This is a genomic window from Nocardia sp. NPDC050630 (genome assembly GCF_044457245.1).
In the GTDB taxonomy this organism is placed as follows: Bacteria; Actinomycetota; Actinomycetes; order Mycobacteriales; family Mycobacteriaceae; genus Nocardia.
The window spans coordinates 174,303-193,044 of record NZ_JBITGN010000011.1 but is presented as its reverse complement, the minus strand read 5'-3'; the positions used below and the strand labels follow the sequence as shown (position 1 = coordinate 193,044).

The 18,742-nt window shown below is 68.3% G+C and carries 16 protein-coding genes and 3 pseudogenes; 12 read left to right on the top strand and 7 right to left on the bottom strand.

The annotated features are described in order from the left end of the window. Positions 1-41 precede the first annotated feature (41 nt). Positions 42-218 (bottom strand): annotated as a pseudogene (locus tag ACIBG0_RS26430) (homogentisate 1,2-dioxygenase); the annotation flags it as partial. A 1-nt stretch (position 219) separates the two neighbouring features. On the opposite strand from ACIBG0_RS26430, the pseudogene ACIBG0_RS26425 reads away from it, so the two are divergent. The 3 genes and pseudogenes from ACIBG0_RS26425 to ACIBG0_RS26415 all read left to right on the top strand — a co-directional run. After that, positions 220-1,554 (top strand): annotated as a pseudogene (locus tag ACIBG0_RS26425) (cytochrome P450); the annotation flags it as partial. Positions 1,555-1,678: 124 nt separating this feature from the next. Beyond that, positions 1,679-2,338, top strand: coding sequence for an IclR family transcriptional regulator (locus ACIBG0_RS26420; RefSeq protein WP_397035737.1), 660 nt, complete (start codon positions 1,679-1,681; stop codon positions 2,336-2,338). 54 nt (positions 2,339-2,392) lie between these two features. After that, positions 2,393-2,596 (top strand): annotated as a pseudogene (locus ACIBG0_RS26415) (amidohydrolase family protein); the annotation flags it as partial. Between the two features lie 36 nt (positions 2,597-2,632). On the opposite strand, the gene ACIBG0_RS26410 reads toward ACIBG0_RS26415, so the two are convergent. Next, complete coding sequence (locus tag ACIBG0_RS26410) at positions 2,633-3,283, bottom strand: GntR family transcriptional regulator (protein ID WP_397035735.1); 651 nt, start codon at positions 3,281-3,283, stop codon at positions 2,633-2,635. A gap of 155 nt (positions 3,284-3,438) precedes the next feature. Between ACIBG0_RS26410 and ACIBG0_RS26405 the strand changes: the two genes are divergently transcribed. Then, positions 3,439-4,365 carry a malate dehydrogenase gene (locus tag ACIBG0_RS26405; RefSeq protein ID WP_397035734.1) on the top strand — a complete coding sequence of 309 codons (927 nt, stop codon included), beginning with the start codon at positions 3,439-3,441 and terminating at the stop codon, positions 4,363-4,365. Positions 4,366-4,399: 34 nt separating this feature from the next. Then, complete coding sequence (locus tag ACIBG0_RS26400) at positions 4,400-5,569, top strand: alpha-hydroxy-acid oxidizing protein (RefSeq protein WP_397035732.1); 1,170 nt, start codon at positions 4,400-4,402, stop codon at positions 5,567-5,569. Between the two features lie 439 nt (positions 5,570-6,008). Here ACIBG0_RS26400 and ACIBG0_RS26395 read toward each other — a convergent pair whose 3' ends face one another. Further along, on the bottom strand, positions 6,009-7,760 hold the full coding sequence (locus ACIBG0_RS26395; protein WP_397035731.1) for an FUSC family protein: 1,752 nt from the start codon (positions 7,758-7,760) through the stop codon (positions 6,009-6,011). Between the two features lie 251 nt (positions 7,761-8,011). Continuing rightward, positions 8,012-10,801: an AAA family ATPase gene (locus tag ACIBG0_RS26390; RefSeq protein WP_397035730.1), complete on the bottom strand. Its 2,790-nt coding sequence runs from the start codon at positions 10,799-10,801 to the stop codon at positions 8,012-8,014. Between the two features lie 179 nt (positions 10,802-10,980). On the opposite strand from ACIBG0_RS26390, the gene ACIBG0_RS26385 reads away from it, so the two are divergent. The 6 genes from ACIBG0_RS26385 (at position 10,981) to ACIBG0_RS26360 (ending at position 15,076) form a co-directional block, all read left to right on the top strand. Beyond that, a complete protein-coding gene (locus ACIBG0_RS26385) occupies positions 10,981-11,895 on the top strand; it encodes an MBL fold metallo-hydrolase (protein ID WP_397035728.1) in 915 nt (304 codons plus the stop codon). Positions 11,896-11,917: 22 nt separating this feature from the next. Further along, positions 11,918-13,411, top strand: a complete 1,494-nt coding sequence (locus ACIBG0_RS26380; RefSeq protein ID WP_397035726.1) for a carboxylesterase/lipase family protein — start codon at positions 11,918-11,920, stop codon at positions 13,409-13,411. Between the two features lie 61 nt (positions 13,412-13,472). Further along, on the top strand, positions 13,473-13,856 hold the full coding sequence (locus tag ACIBG0_RS26375) for a RidA family protein (RefSeq protein ID WP_397035724.1): 384 nt from the start codon (positions 13,473-13,475) through the stop codon (positions 13,854-13,856). A 161-nt stretch (positions 13,857-14,017) separates the two neighbouring features. Further along, the gene (locus tag ACIBG0_RS26370; RefSeq protein WP_397035722.1) at positions 14,018-14,713 is read left to right on the top strand and encodes a hypothetical protein; all 696 of its coding nucleotides are present in this window, start codon (positions 14,018-14,020) and stop codon (positions 14,711-14,713) included. A 58-nt stretch (positions 14,714-14,771) separates the two neighbouring features. Then, complete coding sequence (locus tag ACIBG0_RS26365) at positions 14,772-14,888, top strand: Tn3 family transposase (protein ID WP_397035720.1); 117 nt, start codon at positions 14,772-14,774, stop codon at positions 14,886-14,888. Beyond that, positions 14,885-15,076 (top strand): hypothetical protein, encoded by a 192-nt coding sequence (locus tag ACIBG0_RS26360; RefSeq protein WP_397035719.1) that lies wholly within the window; start codon positions 14,885-14,887, stop codon positions 15,074-15,076. The genes ACIBG0_RS26365 and ACIBG0_RS26360 overlap by 4 nt, the downstream gene beginning before the upstream one ends. A 250-nt stretch (positions 15,077-15,326) precedes the next feature. Here the strand turns inward: ACIBG0_RS26360 and ACIBG0_RS26355 are convergent, their stop codons facing one another. Then, positions 15,327-15,734, bottom strand: a complete 408-nt coding sequence (locus tag ACIBG0_RS26355; protein WP_397035717.1) for a PaaI family thioesterase — start codon at positions 15,732-15,734, stop codon at positions 15,327-15,329. A gap of 65 nt (positions 15,735-15,799) precedes the next feature. Between ACIBG0_RS26355 and ACIBG0_RS26350 the strand changes: the two genes are divergently transcribed. After that, positions 15,800-16,408, top strand: a complete 609-nt coding sequence (locus ACIBG0_RS26350; protein WP_397035715.1) for a TetR/AcrR family transcriptional regulator — start codon at positions 15,800-15,802, stop codon at positions 16,406-16,408. A gap of 97 nt (positions 16,409-16,505) precedes the next feature. Here the strand turns inward: ACIBG0_RS26350 and ACIBG0_RS26345 are convergent, their stop codons facing one another. Beyond that, a complete protein-coding gene (locus ACIBG0_RS26345; protein WP_397035714.1) occupies positions 16,506-17,663 on the bottom strand; it encodes a hypothetical protein in 1,158 nt (385 codons plus the stop codon). A gap of 510 nt (positions 17,664-18,173) precedes the next feature. Further along, entirely contained in the window at positions 18,174-18,740 is a 567-nt protein-coding gene (locus ACIBG0_RS26340) for a nicotinamidase (protein WP_397035712.1), read from the bottom strand. Positions 18,741-18,742 lie beyond the last annotated feature (2 nt).

Sequence of the window (18,742 nt, the reverse complement as noted above, 5' to 3'; positions counted from 1 at the left end):
GTGATGCGCGCGCGTGCCTCGATCCACCGGGCCTGCCCGGAGGCCATGATCTCTTCCTGAAACAGGCTGTGCAACTTCAGGTGTCGCGGCGTGAGTGGATGGTTGGGCGTCGTGCGCTGGTCGGGGATTTGCCACACGGTCGCATCGACGATCGCCGACGGGATGTGGCGGTGATAGAGCAGCGAGGAATCAGACGAGAACCCTTCTTCGCCCATCAGCGTATTCATTCCCGAGGGAGCGAAGTTGCTCATCGTCAACTCCTCCGCCAATCACGACGAGCGGCATTTCGAGCAGCCCGACGACTTCGATATCCGCCGCGAAAATGCCAGCGACCACCTTACTTTCGGGTACGGCAGCCATCAGTGCATGGGGAAGAACCTGGCGCGCATGGAGATGCAGATCTTCCTGGAGGAATTGACCCGGCGGCTGCCGCGTATGCGGCTCATTCCGGATCAGAAGTTCACATATCTCCCCAACACTTCGTTCCGTGGCCCGGATCATGTGTGGGTGCAGTGGGATCCGGCGGCAAACCCGGAACGCGCCGACGCGACAATCCTGCGCGCGAAATATGCGGTGCGGATCGGCGAGCCGTCGAAGAAGGCACTCGCCCGGATGCTGACCGTCACCGCGCTCGACGAGGTCGGCGACGGTATTCGCCGTGTCACTCTCGCCGACACGACCGGACGGCCGGTACCGGCGTGGACGGCGGGCTCACATATCGACATCGAGTGCGGGACGCTGTCCCGCCAGTACTCGCTGTGCGGTGATCCACAGGACCGCTCCGCATGGCAGATCGCGGTGCTGAAGGAGTCGGACAGCCGCGGCGGATCACGGTGGGTGCACGAGACGCTTCGGGTGGGCGACACGGTGCGAGTGCGCGGGCCGCGCAATCATTTCGCGTTGGACCCCACGGCAGCTCGATACATCTTCGTGGCCGGAGGCATCGGAATCACTCCGGTTATCGCGATGGCCGACCAGGTCAAGGCACAGGGTGGTGACTACCACATTCACTATGCCGGGCGTTCGCGCACCTCCATGGCATTTCTCGACCGCCTTGCCCGCGACCACGACGAGCACCTCGTCCTGCATCCGGGCGACGAAGGCGAGAGCGCGCGCATGGACCTGTCGGCGTTGTTCGGAGAACCCCAGGCCGGTACCCACATCTATTCGTGTGGCCCGCGGCGGCTTCTCGATGGACTCGCCGAGGCCACGGCCGACTGGCCCGAGGATGCCCTGCACGTCGAACATTTCACCTCGACGGTCGAAAAACTCGACCCCGACAAAGAACATGCCTTCGATGTGGTGCTGAAGGATTCGGGAATCACCGTGCCGGTCGCCGCCGATCAGACCGTGCTGCAAGCATTGCGGGCCGCCAATATCGATGTGCAGAGCGATTGCGAGGAAGGGATCTGCGGTTCCTGTGAGGTGCCGGTTCTCGACGGCTCACTCGACCATCGCGACCTCGTGCTCACCCACACCGAGCGAGCCGCCGGGAAATCCATGATGACCTGTTGCTCACGCGCCCGCGGTGCCTCCATCACGCTCGCGCTGTAGGTCGCGGCTGTCTCCGCTGCTATAAATAGCCTCGATGCCTGGGAGCCGCTTCGGCGGCGGTGATCCGAGCTGTTGACCGAGGAGGTCCGATGAGCGCGCTGCAAACCCTCGACCGTGGGTGCGGGTGCTCGAGCTCGTATCGCTGCGCCCGCGCGGCATCACCGTCGCGGAACTGGCCAAGGAGCTCGACGCCCATCGGGCGATCTGCTACCGCATCGTCACGACCCTGGAAGAGCACGCGCTGGTGACCCGGCTTCCGGACGGACGCACTCGGCTCGGGCCGGGGTTGGCCGTCCTCGCCTCCCGGTTCGCGCCGCAGTTGCAGGACGAAGCCGGACCGGTGCTGGACGACTTGGCCGCGCGAACGGGTGCCACCGCGTTCCTCTCGACGGCCCACGGTGACGAATGCGTGGTGACCATGGTCGCCTCACCCCCGGGTTCGGCGATACACGTCGGATACCGAGTGGGATTACGGCATCCGCTCAATCGCGGTGCCGCCGGTCTCGCCATCCTGGCTCTGCGCCCGGAGAACGCGCGCGATGCGGCCGCGGTCCAGCAGGCCCGTCGTGAGGGGGTCATCGTGACTCGCGGCGAACTCGAGCGCGGTGCCGTCGGAATCGCGGCCGGTGTCATGCTGCCGCCGGAGGTCGCCCGCGGCACCGGCATCGAATGCAGCGTCGGTGTGGTCGCAATCGACGGTTTGGACACCGAAATGGCGGCGGAACCGGTCCGCAGCGCCGCGCGCCAGCTCGCCGAGATCCTCGGCGCCGCCGACTCGGTATAGGCGAACCGCCACGCCGGGACGACGTATCCGGCACCAACACCCTCGCGTGCCGAAGCCTTCGCGAAGTGGACCGCGAACGGCGCGAAGCTGCTCGGCAGGAACGGCATCGGCACCCTCGCTCCGGGCAGCCACGCCGACCTCGCCATAGTCGACCGCAACCCGATCGCGTGCGATATCGACGCACTCCCGGCGACCCGCGTACTGCGGACCCATATCAGCGGCCGCGTGGTGCACGACGATGGCACGCTCCCCCGCTGACGCGTTGCCGAAAGAGTCATCGGCCGAGGCGGGCGGCTAGGACGCTTCCTCGTGACGACCGGGCAGAGCGTCCAGTACGGCCGAACGACCGATCTTCAGATCGCGCTCCAGCGCGGCGATCGCGGCAGCGCCGCCGCGCTGGAGTTCGGTGAGCAGCGTTGTATGCAGTTGCGCCAGACGAGAAGCCGTGAAGTCCGGGCGGACCGTCGACACGACGTAATGCAGCTCTTCCTCGCACTGCGCGTAGGCCTGTAGCAGCTTGCTGTTTCCTGCCGCGACCACGAGTTCGTGGTGAATCCACTGGTGGGTCACGATCACGTCGACCCAGGACGCGTCGTCGGACAGCTGCTGTAGCGCGCGTGTCGCCTCGACGACGGGGCTGAGATCGGCGCCGTGTCGCTGTGCCAGCCGGAGCGCGCCGATCTCGAGCACCTCTCGATGGTCGTAGAGCTCATCGATACGTTCGCGCGACAGCAGCGGGACGATCGCTCCGCGATTCGGGCGGTGATCGAGCAGACCGGAGGCGACGAGAGACCGCAGTGCCGCCCGAACCGTGTAGCGGCCGGTACCGAAACGTGCCGCCAACTCCTCTTCCCTGAGCCGCTCTCCGGGACGGTGGGAACCGGACAGCAGCTCCTCACGCAGGCGAGCGGCGACCCTCTCCGCAGCGTTCGACTCGGCATTCACAGTGCCCAGTATCGCAAGAAGTCCCGCCCAGTCCCCTTCCTGATTTGTGTCACAATTTTTGTGTCACAATCCATCGATTGTGACACAATCATGCGGCCCGGGCACGCGACTCTCCAACCGGGCATCTCAGTCGGAGAGTGCGGGAGGCGGCAGCTATGAAGATCGTGGTTATCGGAGCGGCGGGCGGGATCGGTTCCGCCGTGGCCTACTCCCTGGCGCTGAACGGGACCGGCGACGAGTTGGTCCTGGTCGACCGGAACGCGGACACCTTGCAGACGCACGTGTGGGATCTGGAGCAGCTGCGCGTCTCGGCCCGCCCCTTCGACGTTCGCGCGGGCACCGTCACCGAGGTGGCCGACGCCGACATCGTGGTGCTCTCGGCCGCCGCGCCACCGCGCAAGGACAGCCCGCGCATCGAATATCTCACCGAGAATCTCGCCATCGCCCGGGAAACCGGGCAGACGCTCGCGGCCGCTCCGGGCTGGCCCGGAGTGCTGATCGTCGCCTCGAACCCGGTGGATCCACTGGTCACCGCGTTGCAGCGAATGACCGGGATCGATCGCCACCGCGTGCTCGGGTACACGGTCAACGACAGTCTGCGACTGCGATACGGGATCGCCGAAGTTCTTGGCGTGCAACCACATCGAGTATCGGCATGGGTGCTCGGCGAGCACGGCGATCACTGTGTGCCGCTGTTCGACCGGGTAGAGATCGACGGTCGGGCGGTGGCACTCGACGACGCGCAACAGCGTGCGGCACGTGCCTACCTGCTCGAGTGGTACCCGCGATGGGTGGCCCTGGGGGTGCCGCGCACCTCGACCTGGACCTCGGGCCATGGCCTTTCCGCGATGGCCAGCGCCATCGCTTCCGACAGTGGCGAGATCTGGCCGGCATCAATGGTTCTCGCCGGAGAGTACGGCATCGACGGCACCGCCATCGGTGTGCCGGTCCGACTCACCCGGACGGGTGCGGCGGAGGTGCTCGACTGGCCGCTACCCGAGCGCGACCGGAATGCGATGCGCGAAGCCGCTGGCTACGTGGACGACGCACTCGCCTACGTCGGCGCTGACCGACTTCGCTGAACCCAAGACAACCCGATCGACAAGGACGCAGCACATGACACAGCAATACGGTGACTTTCAGCTCGAGATCTACCGTGCCGGGACGAAGGGACACCTCCCGCGCTATCCGGTGGACTTTCACACCCTCGAACACCGAGCCGCCGAGATGCTGCCGGAGTGGATTCTGTCGTACGTCGCGGGTGGCTGCGGTACCGAACACACCCAACGGGCCAACATCGCGGCCTTCGAGAAGTGGGGGCTCATCCCTCGCATGTTCAACGGCAAGTATGAGCGCGACCTGTCGGTCGACCTGTTCGGAATGCGCCTTCCCACACCATTGTTCACCGTTCCCATCGGCGTCATCGGCATCTGCGCCCAGGATTTCCACGGCGATCTGCACGTGGCCCGCGCCGCCTCCCGCACCGGTGTGCCGGTGGTGCAGTCCACGCTGTCCACCGATCCGATGGAGCTGTTGGGCCCCGCGCTGGGCGACACCCCTGGCTTCTTCCAGCTGTACACGCCGAAGGATCGCGACCTCGCGCTCAGCCTGATCCACCGCGCCGAGGCTGCCGGATACAAGGCACTCGTCGTCACGCTCGACACCTGGGTCACCGGCTGGCGGCCACGGGATTTGAACAGCGCGAACTTTCCGCAGCTGCGCGGATACTGTCTCGCCAACTACTTCACCGACGACAACTTCCTCCGGCGGCTGACCGGCAAGCCCGAAGACGACATCTCAGCTGCCGCCGCGGAGTGGGCGAGCCAGTTCGGCTATTCACTGTCGTGGGAGGATCTGCGCTGGATCCGGGAGGCGACCAGCCTGCCGATCGTCCTCAAGGGTCTCAGTCATCCCCAGGATGTCCGCAAGGCGATCGATCTCGGGGCCGATGGCATCTACTGCTCCAATCACGGTGGGCGACAAGCCAATGGCGGACTGCCCGCACTGGACACCCTGCCGGATGTCGTAGCCGCGGCCGACGGCACACCGGTGCTGTTCGACTCCGGAGTGCGCAGCGGCACCGACGTCGTCAAGGCCCTGGCACTCGGAGCGACCGCCGTCGGCGTCGGCCGGTCCTACGCCTACGCCCTCGCCTTGGGTGGCGAGGACGGCGTGGTTCACCACATCAGGTCGATCCTCGCCGAGGCCGACCTGCTCATGGCCATCGACGGCTACCCCACCATCGCGGACCTCCGGTCAGAGGGCGCGATTCGCCGCGTGCACTGACCGGGCGCGGCCCCTTTGGTGACTACGACGACGATCGTTCTTTCTCGAGCTGATCGGCCGGATGCCTCCGTCGATCAGGCCCGATCTGGCCGTCCATGCGACCGCCCAAGGCATGGCCGACCGCCGTCCACATCACCGCCTGACACCCGCAGAACGGTCGCCCCGCGGCTGACCTCGAAAGCGCGGCTTAGTTCTCGGTATACCTCCGGCTTGTCGCCGGGATCGGCAGCCCGCAGGATCGCCAGGATTCCACCGAGCATCCACCAGTTGACCGATTTCGTCGCAGCTCATTCGTTGAGCGGGCCCTGCTCCAGGCGGCGGATTTTCTGAGCCGCCCGGTCGGAAGCGCACGGGTTCGCAAAATCCTGAGCGGCGGCGCAGGGGGACCCGTACGCGATGCCCGGACAGGTAGGGCTACGCGCACGGGTTGTGGCTGCTATCAGCTGTCAGGTCGGGCGGTGTATGGGCAGGGAGTACAGGGCTGCGGGGGCAAGATGGCTTGGTTCGTTCGGTCCTGCCGAGCTGTTGACGAGTGCTGAGACGCGGGCCACGCTGCTGCGTCTCGTGCGCGTCCCGTCTCGGTGGCGAGGCTTCGCGCGTGGAAGGAGGTGGCTTCCACGCGTTCGAGAACACGGCGGACCCGGGCGCGCTCGGCGCGGCGGGGATTGAGTGGATGCACCAGGGGACGGCAAGCCGTGCGGAAGGCCTCCAGCGCTTGATCAAGATCACGTGCATCGAGTGCGGGCTTCGGGACGCTGGCCTGCGGCCCGCAGCGCACGAGGTGGTCGAGAAGGAAAAGTAGCTCCCTCAGACGCATTTCGGCGACCGTGCGGACAGCTATGGGTACGACCAGCGCGGCTGCCAGAATCCCGCACCCGGCCCCCAGAACGGTCTCCTGGACGCGAAGTGCGAGCAGCTGCGGGGAGAGCGTATGCAGGACTGCGAGCACCATGCTGAGCGAGCCGGTGATGAAGAAGGTCACCGCCCAGTAGCTGCCGGAGGGGGTGTAGAACATCCCGAAGACGCAGGCGAGGAGAAATGCCAGGGCCAAGGTGGTGTGCCTGTCGGCCAGGGCGGCGAGGCCGTATCCGAACGGCACCCCGGCGACGGTGCCGATCAGCCGCCGGCCGCTCTGCAGCAGGACGTCCCCGGTGTGCTCGGCATTGATGAAGACGACCCATGCCGTGGCCACGGCCCAGTACCACAGGTGTGGGGAGAGAAGATGTCCGCCGAGTACGGCGAGCGCGGCCGCGGCGGTCACCTGGAACGCCTGCCGCGTCGTATGCCGCCACGGGCCTGAAGGCTGTGCTGCCCATGGACGCAGCGCCACACGGTCGCGCTCTGTCCGGTCGGTCGAGTCCGCCGTCTCCGCCTCCCTCATCGTGCTGGCGGAGGACCCGGTCGAATCCTCCGCTGCGCGGATCGCGAGTACGCCGAGGCGTTGTGCGGTCGCGTCCGCATGTGCCGTCCGCTCCAGCTCCGCCGCCGTGTCTCGGAGCAGCCCGACGGGAGCCTCGTACAGGAATTCCTGAAGCAGCACCGCGGAGGTGTGCAGCCGGTCGAGACGTCGTTCGACTCTGCGGACGCCAGCTCCGCCGTCTGCGAGTAGATCTGACGAGGCCTGCTGTGCATCACGAAGCCGTCTGTTGAATGCCGCCCTCAGGCGCCTCACGATTCCGTAGGACGTCGTGGGCACCAGACAGAAGCGAGTGACTGCGGCTGCCGCGAAGGCGACGGCCAACGCCCCCGTCAATTGCGGGAGTTGGTGGGGCTGAATCCTGGCGAACTGGGACAGGAAGTAGGCCATGAAGGCGAAGATCCCGAGGTCCAGGCCCCGTCGTCCGAAGCGGCGCGCATATACCGCGGTGAAGATCAGCAGTAGGAAGGCCAGGTGGGACGCGAAGGGGAAAGGCGCCAGCAGGCCCCCGGCCGTCAAGGCGGCTAGGGTCACGGGAGCCCCGGCGAGCAGAGTGAGGAACTGGTTGCGGGGGTGCAGGTCGCTGCTCGCCAACGAGGTGACCACCGCTGTGAAGCCGCCGGCCAGAAGTACGACCGAGGGCTGATCCCGTACCGTCAGCGCGGCCAGGGTGAGAGTGAGGCCGAGGACGGCACGCAGCCCGGCGGTCAGACGCAGTAGCCCCGGGTCGGCTGCGGCAACCCGGTCCCGTAGCGACGCTGTTTTCGCAGCCACCGTGGATTTCCGTTCCTTCGTCGTGGTCGGCGACTCCGTCCGCCGCGACGAGCGGGGCCGTGTGCAGCCCGGGATCACTGGCTTGGGGCCCGCGTTTTCGCAAGGCCTTGGGGGACAAGTGGGGACCTCGAGGTACCGGGGCGAAGGGGTCGCCTGGCCGGTTACTGCTTCCTCGCTCGTGTGGCCAGTCTGGTCCGGCGGGATGGCGGGCGGTATGCGTCAGGTGACTGCTTCCACGGCCAAGGGTGCCCTTATTCCTGGTGGCCGGCCGTCGCGAGGGTGCCCTCGATGAGGTCGCGCAGCTGGGATCGGGCGGTGATGCCCAGCTTGGGGAAGCTGCGGTAGAGGTGCGAGCTCACCGTGCGCGGGGAGAGGAAGAGCTTTTCGCCGATCTCTCGGTTGGTCAGCCCGCGGGCGGCGAGCCGGATAATCTGCTGCTGTTGCGGGGAGAGTTCGGCGAGCGCGTCGGGGGCCGCATCTGTGACGTCGAGGCCGGCGGCGCGCGATTCGGCCCGGGCGCGCTCGATCCACGGGCGTGCGCCCAGGCGCCGAAAGGTCTCGAGGGCCTCGGTGAGCGGCCCACGCGCCTCTGCGATGCGCCGACGGCGCCGCAGCCACTCGGCGAGGTCGAGCAGGGTCTGTGCGCGTTCGAAGGGCCAGTACCCCAGTACCGGATCCGCCAGAGCCGCCCGGAAGTGCGGTTCGGCGTCGTCGGGGTCCGCCAGCAGGCCACGGGCTCGGCTGATCAGCGCACGCAGACGAGGTGAAGCGTTGTCCGCCAGCGCAGATGCCGAGCGCTCGACGATCGCGACAGCCTCCTCATGGCGGCCGCAGCGCACAGCGGCGGCGGCCAGATCCGCGAGGGCCGGGTAGGAGGCGTGGTAGTGCACGGGCGCGCCGTCTACCGTGAAGACCATGCGGAGTTGGCCGTACGCGGTCTCGTAGGCGCCTTCTGCGGCTGCCGCGGCACCGAGCGCACGACGGGCATAAACGGAGACCGAGCGGCTTTCCAGCGGATCGATCAGGACGAGCGCGTCCTCGGCCCGGGCACGGGCCGAGGACGCATCGCCCTGGAAGGCCAGCACGGTGGCATCCACGGTGGCCGCACAGGCCACGGCGTGGTCGAGGCCGGCCGCCCGGCCGACTGCGGTGGTGCGGGCGCAGGCCTCACGGGCCTGTTCCCACCTTCCTCGCTCCAGGTAGGCCCAGGCCACCGCGCCGCCCAGACCCTCGGGCAGCGCTCCCTGCAACTCCCAGCGGTCGAAGGCCTCGTCGAAGGCGCGGACGGCCTGGGGGGTCTCGTCCAGGAGCCACGCCATGATCCCGACGGCGGTGAGCCGCTCCGGCCGGGCTTCCGCCTCGGCGGCCAACTGCGGGAGCAGGCCGACGAGTTGGGCCCGGTCGTCGAAGGGGTCCGACACAGCCCTCACCCAGGTGCGCAAACCTGCGTGTGAGGCGTTCTCGGGAAGGCGCCGCAGGACGTCCTGGATGCGGTGGCGCTGGGTGTCCTCTCCGGAGTAGAAGCGGACCACGGCGGCGCCGGCCACGAGGTCCAGCCCGGCGTCGGGCTGGGAGGCCGCCAACTGCTCGGCGTCGTCGGCCAGTCGGGAGAAGACCACGGTGTGGCGCACGGTCAGGACCGCCAGCCGTCCGGCCTGCACGGCGGCGGAGGCCAGCAGGGTTGCGTCATCCGTGCGCGCGCGTGCTGCGGCGACCAGTTCCTCCACCCAGGCGATGTCTCCGGTGAACACGGCCGCCGCGGCGGCTTCGACCAGCAGCCGGGCACTGTCCTCGCGTTGCGGTGCGAGTTCCGCGGCGCGCTGCAGGGCCTGGGCCGCCGCCGCATGGCCGCCGCGGCGGCGGGCCCGGCCGGCGGTCCGCTCCAGCTCCGCCGACGCGGCCGCGTCCGGGTGCGGGCAGGCGGCGGCAAGATGCCAGGCACGCCGGTCCGGTTCGTCCCGCAGCATCTCGGCGAGCGCGAGGTGAGCCTCGCGCTGGGCGCTCAACGACGCGGCGTGATACACGGCGGACCGAACCAGTGGGTGGCGGAAGCGGACGTCCCGGCCGGTCCGCCGGACCAGCCCGGCCTGTTCGGCTGGCAGCCAGGCCGCGTCCTCGGCGCGCGGGAGCCCCGCCGAGACGGCGATCGCGGAGTCGGCGCTGTCCATGGCGGCCAGGAGCAGCGGAGTCCGCATGGTGGAGGCGGGGAGACTGTTCAGGCGAGCGGCGAAGATCCGCTCCAGGTGATCGGTGAGCGGAAGCGGACCTGCAGACGGCAGCCCCGCAGCCGTGTCCTGTGCCGAGGCTGTCCTCGTCAGTTCCAACAGCGCCAGCGGGTTGCCGCCTGCCTGGTCGAGGATCCGCGACCTGGTGTGCCCGGTGGGGCTCTTCGGCTGCAGGTCCAGCAGCTGATTGGCCGCAGCTTTGTCGAGCGATCCCAGGGTGAGCATCGGCACATGACGGTCGAATCCCGGAAGGTGATCGCCGCCACGGGCACCGATCAGCATGGTGACCGGTTCACCTTCCAACCGTCTGGCAACGAAGGACAGCGCATCCAGGGAAGCACGATCGAACCACTGCGCATCGTCCAGCACCACGAGCACGGGATGGTGGTCGCCCAGGCCTGACAACAGGCTCAGGACGGCGACCCCGACCAGCATGAGATCGGGTCCCGGCGTGGCCGACCCCTCGCCGAAGGCGTCCTGCAGCGCCGCGCGCTGCCTCCCTGGCAGTGCGTCCACCTCGGCCGGCACCGGCCGCAGCAACTGATGCAGTGCGGAGAACGCCAGGCTCGACTCCGACTCGCTCCCCTCGGCCCGCAGTACGCGAGCGCCGCCGGCTTCAGCCCGGTGCACCGCGTGCTCCAGCAGCGCGCTCTTCCCCGTGCCCATGTCACCGACCAGCATCAGCACCGGGTCGGCCGACACCGAGTCCACCGCACGAAAGAGGCGTGCCAATTCCGCGTCCCGGCCGACGAGCAGCTCCCCCGGATCCGGCTCCGGTCCCATGACCGCACCGCGGTCGCCTGTGTCCTCGTCCACGGAGTCTCCCGGAATTGCGGCTTTCGATCGGAATCGCCTTGCCCTGGCCCGCCCAGGCTACAAGCGGCCGGGCCCAGTGCCCAGGCCATGCGCGCAGGTGCAGTCACGTTACGGATACCGCGCGCGCCGAGGCCGCTCGTACGGTTCCAGGAAAACCTCCACACTGCCAAGGACGCCCCATGGAACAAATCACGCTCGGCAACGTCACCATCACACGGGTATGGGAGTATTTCGGTTCCGTCGAAATGACGCCCGACACCTTCTTCCCGGAAAGCTCGAAGGAAGTCTGGGAGACCGGTACCGACTGGCTAGCCCCGCATTTCCTGGATTCCGAGACCAACATCGTGAATTCGGCGATCCAGACTTGGCTGCTGCGCAGCGAGGGCAAGACGATCCTGGTCGACACCGGCGTGGGCAACCACAAGGAGCGTCCCTACGCCCCGGTCTGGAGCCACCTCGAAACGGACTTCCTGGCCAACCTCGCGCGGGCCGGTGTCCAGCCGGAGGACGTGGACATCGTGATCAACACGCATCTCCACATCGACCACGTCGGCTGGAACACCTACCTGGACGGGCGGCAGTGGGTGCCAACCTTCCCCAACGCCACCTACCTGATGCCGAAGGACGACTTCGACTTCTGGAACCCAGAGAACGGACACCAGCCGCTGCTCGGCCGCGGCAACCAGAACGTCTTCGAGGACAGCGTCGCCCCGGTGCACCAGGCCAGCCTGACACAGCTGTGGGAAAACAGCCTCCAGATCGACGCGAACCTGCGCCTGGACAGTGCTCCCGGGCACACCCCCGGTTCCTCCGTGCTGACTCTCACCTCCGGCACGGACCGTGCGGTGTTCGTCGGCGACATGCTGCACAGCCCGGTGCAGATACTGGAGCCGGACGCCAACAGCTGCTTCTGCGAGAACCCCGCCGAAGCCCGCGCCACCCGCCGCAAGGTGCTGGGCTGGGCGGCCGACAACAACGCGCTCGTGATCCCGGCACACCTGGGCGGGCATGGCGCCACCGAAGTCGTACGCGAGGGAAGCACCTTCGCCGTCAAGGGCTGGGCGCCCTTCACCCCGTACACCGAGCAGGGCTGAAGCCCGCGGAAAGGCACCAGAGATGAACCACCACGCCGAACCCGTCGTGACCACCACGCAGGGAGCCGTCCGCGGTCTGCGCCAGGACGACGGCACCGCCGCCTTCCTGAACATCCCCTACGCCGCCCCGCCCCTGGGCGCCGGCCGCTTCGCGCCGCCCGAGCCGCACGAGCCGTGGGACGGCGTACGGGACGCCACCGTGCCCGGCCCCAACCCGCCGCAGTCCGAGCGCAAGCTCGGCAGCATCGACATGACCCCCTACTTCGGCACCGGCTGGAGCCGGGGCGAGGACTACCTCACCGTCAACGTCTGGACGCCCGCCGTCGCGCAGAGCGACCTGCCGGTCATGGTGTTCGTGCACGGCGGCGGATTCGTCGCCGGTTCGACACGGTCCGCGATGTACGACGGGTCCGCCTTTGCCCGCGACGGCGTGGTCCTCGTCACCCTCAACTACCGGCTCGGCATCGCCGGGTTCCTCGATCTGCCCGGCGCGCCCGCCAACCGCGGCCTGCTCGACGTCGTCGCCGCGCTGCGCTGGGTGCGGGAAAACATCGCCGGCTTCGGCGGTGACCCGGACAACGTCACGCTCTTCGGCCAGTCTGCAGGGGCCACCGTCGTCGGCGGCGTCCTGGCCGCCCCACAGGCCGCGGGCCTGTTCCACAGGGCGATCGTGCAGAGTGGCAGCGGCCTGGGGGCGTTCAGCACCGAGCAGGCCGCCCGCGTCACCTCCGCGGCCGCCGACGTCCTGGGCGTCGAGCCACACGTGGACGCCTTCGCGGGGATCTCCGACGAGCGTCTGGTGGAGGCCGCTTCCAAGCTCGCGGGCATCGATTTGCAGACCGCCACCCACCATGACCCGCTGATCGGGCTCAGCCCCTTCAGCCTGGTCCTGGACACCCAGCCCGCCGAAGCCGTCGCCACCGGACACAGCTCCGACGTCGACCTGCTCGTCGGCACCAACACCGAAGAGGGAAACCTCTACCTGGTCCCGGTGGGCAAGTACGCCACCTCGACCGCCGCCGACGTCGACGAGGCGGCGGCCCGCTCGCACCCGAATCCGGTGCAGCTCGTCGAGACCTACCGCAAGTCCCGCCCCGAGGCGTCCTTCGCGGAGCTGCGCTCCGCCATCATGGCCGACGCGCTGTTCGGCGCGGGCAGCCGCGCTCTGGTCGGCGCCCATGCCGCCCACCCGAAGTCCGCCACCTACGCGTACGAGTTCGCCTGGCGCTCCCAGGCCCTGGACGGAGAGCTCGGCGCCACCCACGCCGTCGAGCTGCCCTTCGTCTTCGACCTCGCGGACCGGCCCGAGCTGAACGGCCCCGCCGCCCTGCTCGGCCCCGACAAGCCCCCGGCGGATCTCGCGGACCGCATGCACGAGACCTGGATCCGGTTCGCCACCACCGGCGACCCCGGCTGGGACCCCTACGACACCGAGCGCAGGGCCACGATGCACATCGACGTCGAGTGGACCCAGATCGACGACCCCCGCAGCCAGGAACGACAGGTCTGGAGCTGACGCCCGTACCGGTCTCGCCTGCGCATCCCCTCCAAGGACCACCACCGCTTCAAGGAACACCATGACCAGAACCGTCATCACTACAGACAACGCACCCTCTCTGCCCGCCCCGCTGTCCCAGGGCATCCGCAAGGGCCCCATCCTGCAGGTCGCCGGACAGCTCCCCTTCGACCCGGACACCGGCGAGGTCGTCGGTACCACCGTCGCCGAGCAGACCGCACAGGTCCTGCGCAACGTGAACGCCGTACTCGAGGCGGGCGGGGCGGGCCTGGAGGACGTCGTCATGCTGCGCGTGTACCTCACCGACCCCGCCCACCTGGCCGATATGAACGAGGCGTACGCGGCAGCCGTCGGCGAGCCCTTCCCCGCCCGCACCACCGTCTACATGCAGCTCCCGCCGGGACTGCTCGTGGAGATCGACGCCCTGGCAGTGTTGGGCGACTGATCAGGATGGCCGGTCATCTGGCAGGAGCGTGCACCAGTCTGAGGGTTCCGCCGGCGTACCTGCTCGAGGCCCTGTGCGCACTGATCGGACGACCGGCACCTCCCCGCGGGCCTCATCCCGTACGCCGCATCCACGAGCAGGTCCTCCAGACAGTGGGTTCGGTGCCGCCGGGCATGCTCGAGCCGGGCGATGTGTGCGCGGCCACGGACGTGCGCGCGGGCCTCTTGAACGCCGAGATCCCGGCCCCCTCGGACACGGCCGCCCTCTGCATCCGGCGCACGGTCGACGACCTGGGACCGGCCGACCTGTGGGAACTGGCACGCTTCTCGGCCGTGACCCGGGACGATCTCTCCTGGGGGGCTGCTGCGGTCCTGGCGGGAGGAGATCCCGGCGCCGGAGCCCTGCTGGACGAACTCGCCGCGCACACCCTCGCGGAGGAGGTCGCCGAACGGTCTCCGTGCCAGTGGGGCCGAGACCACACCGAGGCGGTACGCGCCGCGCTGTACCGGATTCTGGCCGACCTCGCCGACGCCCTCCTTGAAGTGTCGGAGTCGACCCCGACAGCCATGGACTGGACCGTTCACGACAACGGCGGGAGGTATGTCACCACCGCAGTGGGCGACGGGGTCATGTACGACGTGCTGGTCCAGACGGCGCAGAACGCTCCCCCGGCTGCGGCACTTGTCTGGGACCCCCTGTCACCGCCCGCCGCACGTGCCCTCTGGCAGTGGCAGATCACCAGCGGACCGGTCGACCGTGCCTCCCACAGCTGTGCGCCCTTGCCCTCCGCACTCGCGGCACGGCATGCCGCCGAGTGTGCAATCACCGCACTTACCGCCGGCAGATGCGGGCTGTGAGCCACCTCGGCCTGCGCCGGACCCATGCCGCACCGCAGACCTGAGTTCAACGCGGTACATGGACGCTGCGGTGAAGCAGCTGCGCGCGGACGGCTTCGACGTCCGTGACGAGGATGTGGCCCGCCTCTCGCCTTTCGTCAGGCATCACATCAACCTGCGGGGCCGTTCCGCATGATCGATACCGAGTCCAGCCCAGAACACCTTGCCGAGGAACTGCTCGCGCTGACCAAAATGAACTGGAACCAGACCCAACTCGACGGCAGACAACCCATCACCCTGCGCACCGCAGACCGCGTCGGCCAGATCCTGCGACACCTCAGCCCCAAGGATCGTCCGCAAGGCCGTTACGTCTTCTACATGTGAAGCCGCACGACAGTCTGACCTGGCATTTTTGTGGGCCTAACGCTTCACAACCCGGCCTCTGACGGTCGAAGGGCCAGCGATTCGGATCAGGCCGGTAGGCGTTCGGCAGGTGAAACCAGGGCGTGACCTACCGATTTCATCGATCTAGCGATCGGCGCATCGCTGGCGCAGGTCGCCCACGGTAGCCGCGATCCACGCCCTGCTAGTGCTACTGCGCCGTGGCTTGGCTCGGATCGCTGATCTTTCGACCTCAGGCGGCTACGCGCGGAACGTGTATCTGCACTGTCTGGATCACATGGACGCACAGCTCGCCGGATTCGTCGGTGATTCGCACGCCCACCACGACCGCATTGCGGCTGATGCGCATCGGCTCGGCGACCGCATGCGCCGCTCCGCGGACCGGACGCAGGAAGTGCGTCGTCGAATCGGCCGTCGCGGGCAGCGCCCCGGGGGCGGAATTGAGCACCGCGCAGACCGCAGCAGCCGCATCGGCCAACCCCATCAGGGCACCGCCGTGCAGGCCACCCCCTGTTGTCGACAGCTCCACGGTGTGGGTCAGGCCGGCCGCGACTGCGGCGGGGGTGAGTTCAGTGAATTCCACTCCGAGGGTGCGGACGAACGGAGCAAGTCGGTAGACGTCTTCGGTGGTGATGGTCATGGTCGGCCTCTCATCGTTGTAGAGACTTCACTCTACAAGGATGTCTGGAGAGTAATCTCTACAGCGTGGTGAGATTCGTACACGACACCGCGGCGATCCTCGACGCTGCTGCCCGGCTGCTGGCTGCGCAGGGTCCGGCTGGCGTCACGATGTCCGGTGTGATCCGGGAATCCGGTGCACCGAGCGGGTCGGTCTACCATCGCTTCGCCGACCGGCCCTCATTGCTGGCTGCCCTGTGGAACAGGGCCGTCGGGCACCTGCATCGGGACGCCTACGTCCTGTTCGACGTGGACGATCCGGTCGAGGCCGCCGCCGCGATCACAGGCCACATCGTGCGGTGGTGCCGGAGCAGCCCGCTCGATGCGCAGGTTCTGCTCGCGGGTGTCCACCACTTCGCTCCCCAGAGCTGGCCCGCGACCGCGCGTGAGGAGCGCGCCAGCGAAACAGCCCGGTGGGATGCGGCCATTCGCGAACTCGTCCACGCGTTACGCACCGAAACCGGATTGTCCACGGCAACGATCGTTCTCACAGTTGTCGACCTGCCCTACGCCGCGGTGCGGCGATACCTCACAGCCGATCGGCCGATACCCACAGAACTCGACGTCCAGGTACCAACCATGGTGCGCACCCTGCTGAACAGCTTGCCGACCGAATCGGACAGAGCCGCTGTTTGATCGAGCACCGAAGACGACCGCGAGCAACGGCCGCGGCGGCGAACCGATGCTCGACTCCAGCATCTCGGACAATGTCACGCCAGGGCGCGGGGGCCGCTCAGCGGTGCCCGCCGGTGTGATCGTGGGAGCAGGTGTCGGTGCGGCGGCCGTTCACGGTGGTGGCTGCCTGCCCTGCGCCGTGGCCTTCCAGGGCCGCGAACGGTCCGCACTGGTTGGCGGTGATCCAGACATGGACCATCGGATTGCCCGCGCCGGGGTTGATCGAGTTGGGCGGGCAGGTGCCCTGGGCGTCGGTAACACCGGCGACCTGAGGACCGTCGGCGCCGGTCTTCCAGCAGAGGTTGTCGTGGACGTGCCACTGCATCAGTGGCCCGCCGTAGTCCACCAGATCGGTGTCGTCGATCTTCTTGCCCTTGACGATGTACATCGCCGAGACCAGGGTCCGATCGGCGCCGTCGACCCGATAAACCAGTGACTCAGGGTGGGTGGCGTCGAGGAATCGGTCGTCGCGGATGTAGCCGGTGTTGATGTAATGCTCGTAACCGGTGGCCGAGTCGCCGATGGAGCGAAAGCCCAGTGCGCCGAGGGAACTGACGTCGGCGAACGCGGGCAGCTGGTCGAGGGTGCTGCGAATCAGGGCGGTCGCGCGCTGCTCCTGCGCGGCGGTCACGCCCGGCACGCCGGACACATCGACCGGGGTCGCCGGATCCCACGGCCGCGGCCATGCGGTGCCGGTCCCGTGGTCGGTGGGGTCGCCGCCTGCGGCATGGGTGTGGTCGCCGACGTCGTGGCTGTGTACGTGTCCGGCGCCGCCGAGCATCGCCGCGACGGCCAGGGCGCCGGCCAGACCGGCGGCGGTCGCGGTCGGTGCCGTGGGCAGTGTCGCCCTCGGGCGCGCCAGGGTGAGGGCTGCACCGGCGATCGCGAGCAGCCCCAGCGCCGCGCACGTGCTGTCGAGGAACTGCGGCGCCTGCGCCGTGTCGAGGCCGTCGGGCCACGGCAGCCCCGCGAACCGGGTGTACCCCCAGATCGCCACCGCCACGAGGTTCACCCCGATCACTGTGACCGGCATGGCCTTTCGCGTGCTCACCGACGCCAGCAACCCGGCCGCGCATTGTGCTGCCGCGAGCACGACCATCAGCCGGGCGAGGGTGGCGTGCTCGGTATGCAGTCCCGCGGCGAACAGGTGCAACGCGCCCGCCCCGACCGACGCCGCACCACCGAGCAGCAGCAATCCGTTGCGCCCACCAGTCATGTTCGATCTCCTTCGTTCGCCCTGGACGCTACTGGGCCGGGTCAGGCCTCGCTCCCATGACATGTGAGAGATCTCTGTGGTTTAGCGCCCTGTCCCGGCGCCAAGCCGCGGTACACCGATCCCGACACGGCGGCCCTTCTGCGTGCGCGGTCTCGGTATCACCGCGCGTTCGTCGCACGCTTCCGTCGCTGACACGCCGACACGACTTTCACTGACCCGGCCATCCCTCAACGTCCGCTTGGCGACATATGGGCCAGCCGGTGGCCGACGCCGGGGCACACCAGTACGACTTCGCCGGGAATAGCGCATTCCTCGAATACATGACCTTCACCAGTGAATTAGGAACCTTTGACCTTCATCGATGTCTCCCCAGCGGCCACCAAAACGCGCGGTGGGCGGCTACTGGACGTCACCTGGGCGGGACGCCGCCGAAGCGTCGCGCCTCTCGACACCCGCTACGACCATCCTCCAGACCAGGGGCGGCTATGGGACGGCCCGATGAGCGGTCGGTCAACTGTCGGTGTTTGCGACGATTTCCACGCCCGCGGCCTGGAGTTCGTCCAGTGCCCGGTCGATGCTGGCGGGGGAAACGCCTGCGGACAGGTTCACGAGTACTCGGGTGTCGAACCCGGCGGTGCGGGCATCGAGGGCGGTGGCGCGAACGCAGTGGTCGGTGGCGATGCCGCAGACGTCGACGGTGTCGATTCCCTTGGTGCGCAACCAGTCCGCGAGGGCCGTGCCGTCCTTGGTGGCGCCCTGGAATCCGGAGTAAGCGGCGGCGTAGGCGCCTTTGAAGAAGACCTCGTCGATGGGCGCGGTGTCGAGGTTCGGGTGGAAGTCGGCGCCGGGGGTGTCGATCCGGCAGTGCGGCGGCCACGTGTCGACGAAGTTTGGGTTGTCGGAGAAGTGTGCACCGGGGTCGATGTGGTAGTCGCGGGTGGCGGTGATCGCGGTGTAGTCGCTGGCGTGTAGATATTGGCTGATCCGTTCGGCCAGCGCGGCTCCGCCCGTGACGGGCACCGAACCGCCCTCGCAGAAGTCGTTCTGTACGTCGACGATGATCAGAGCTGTGCTCATAA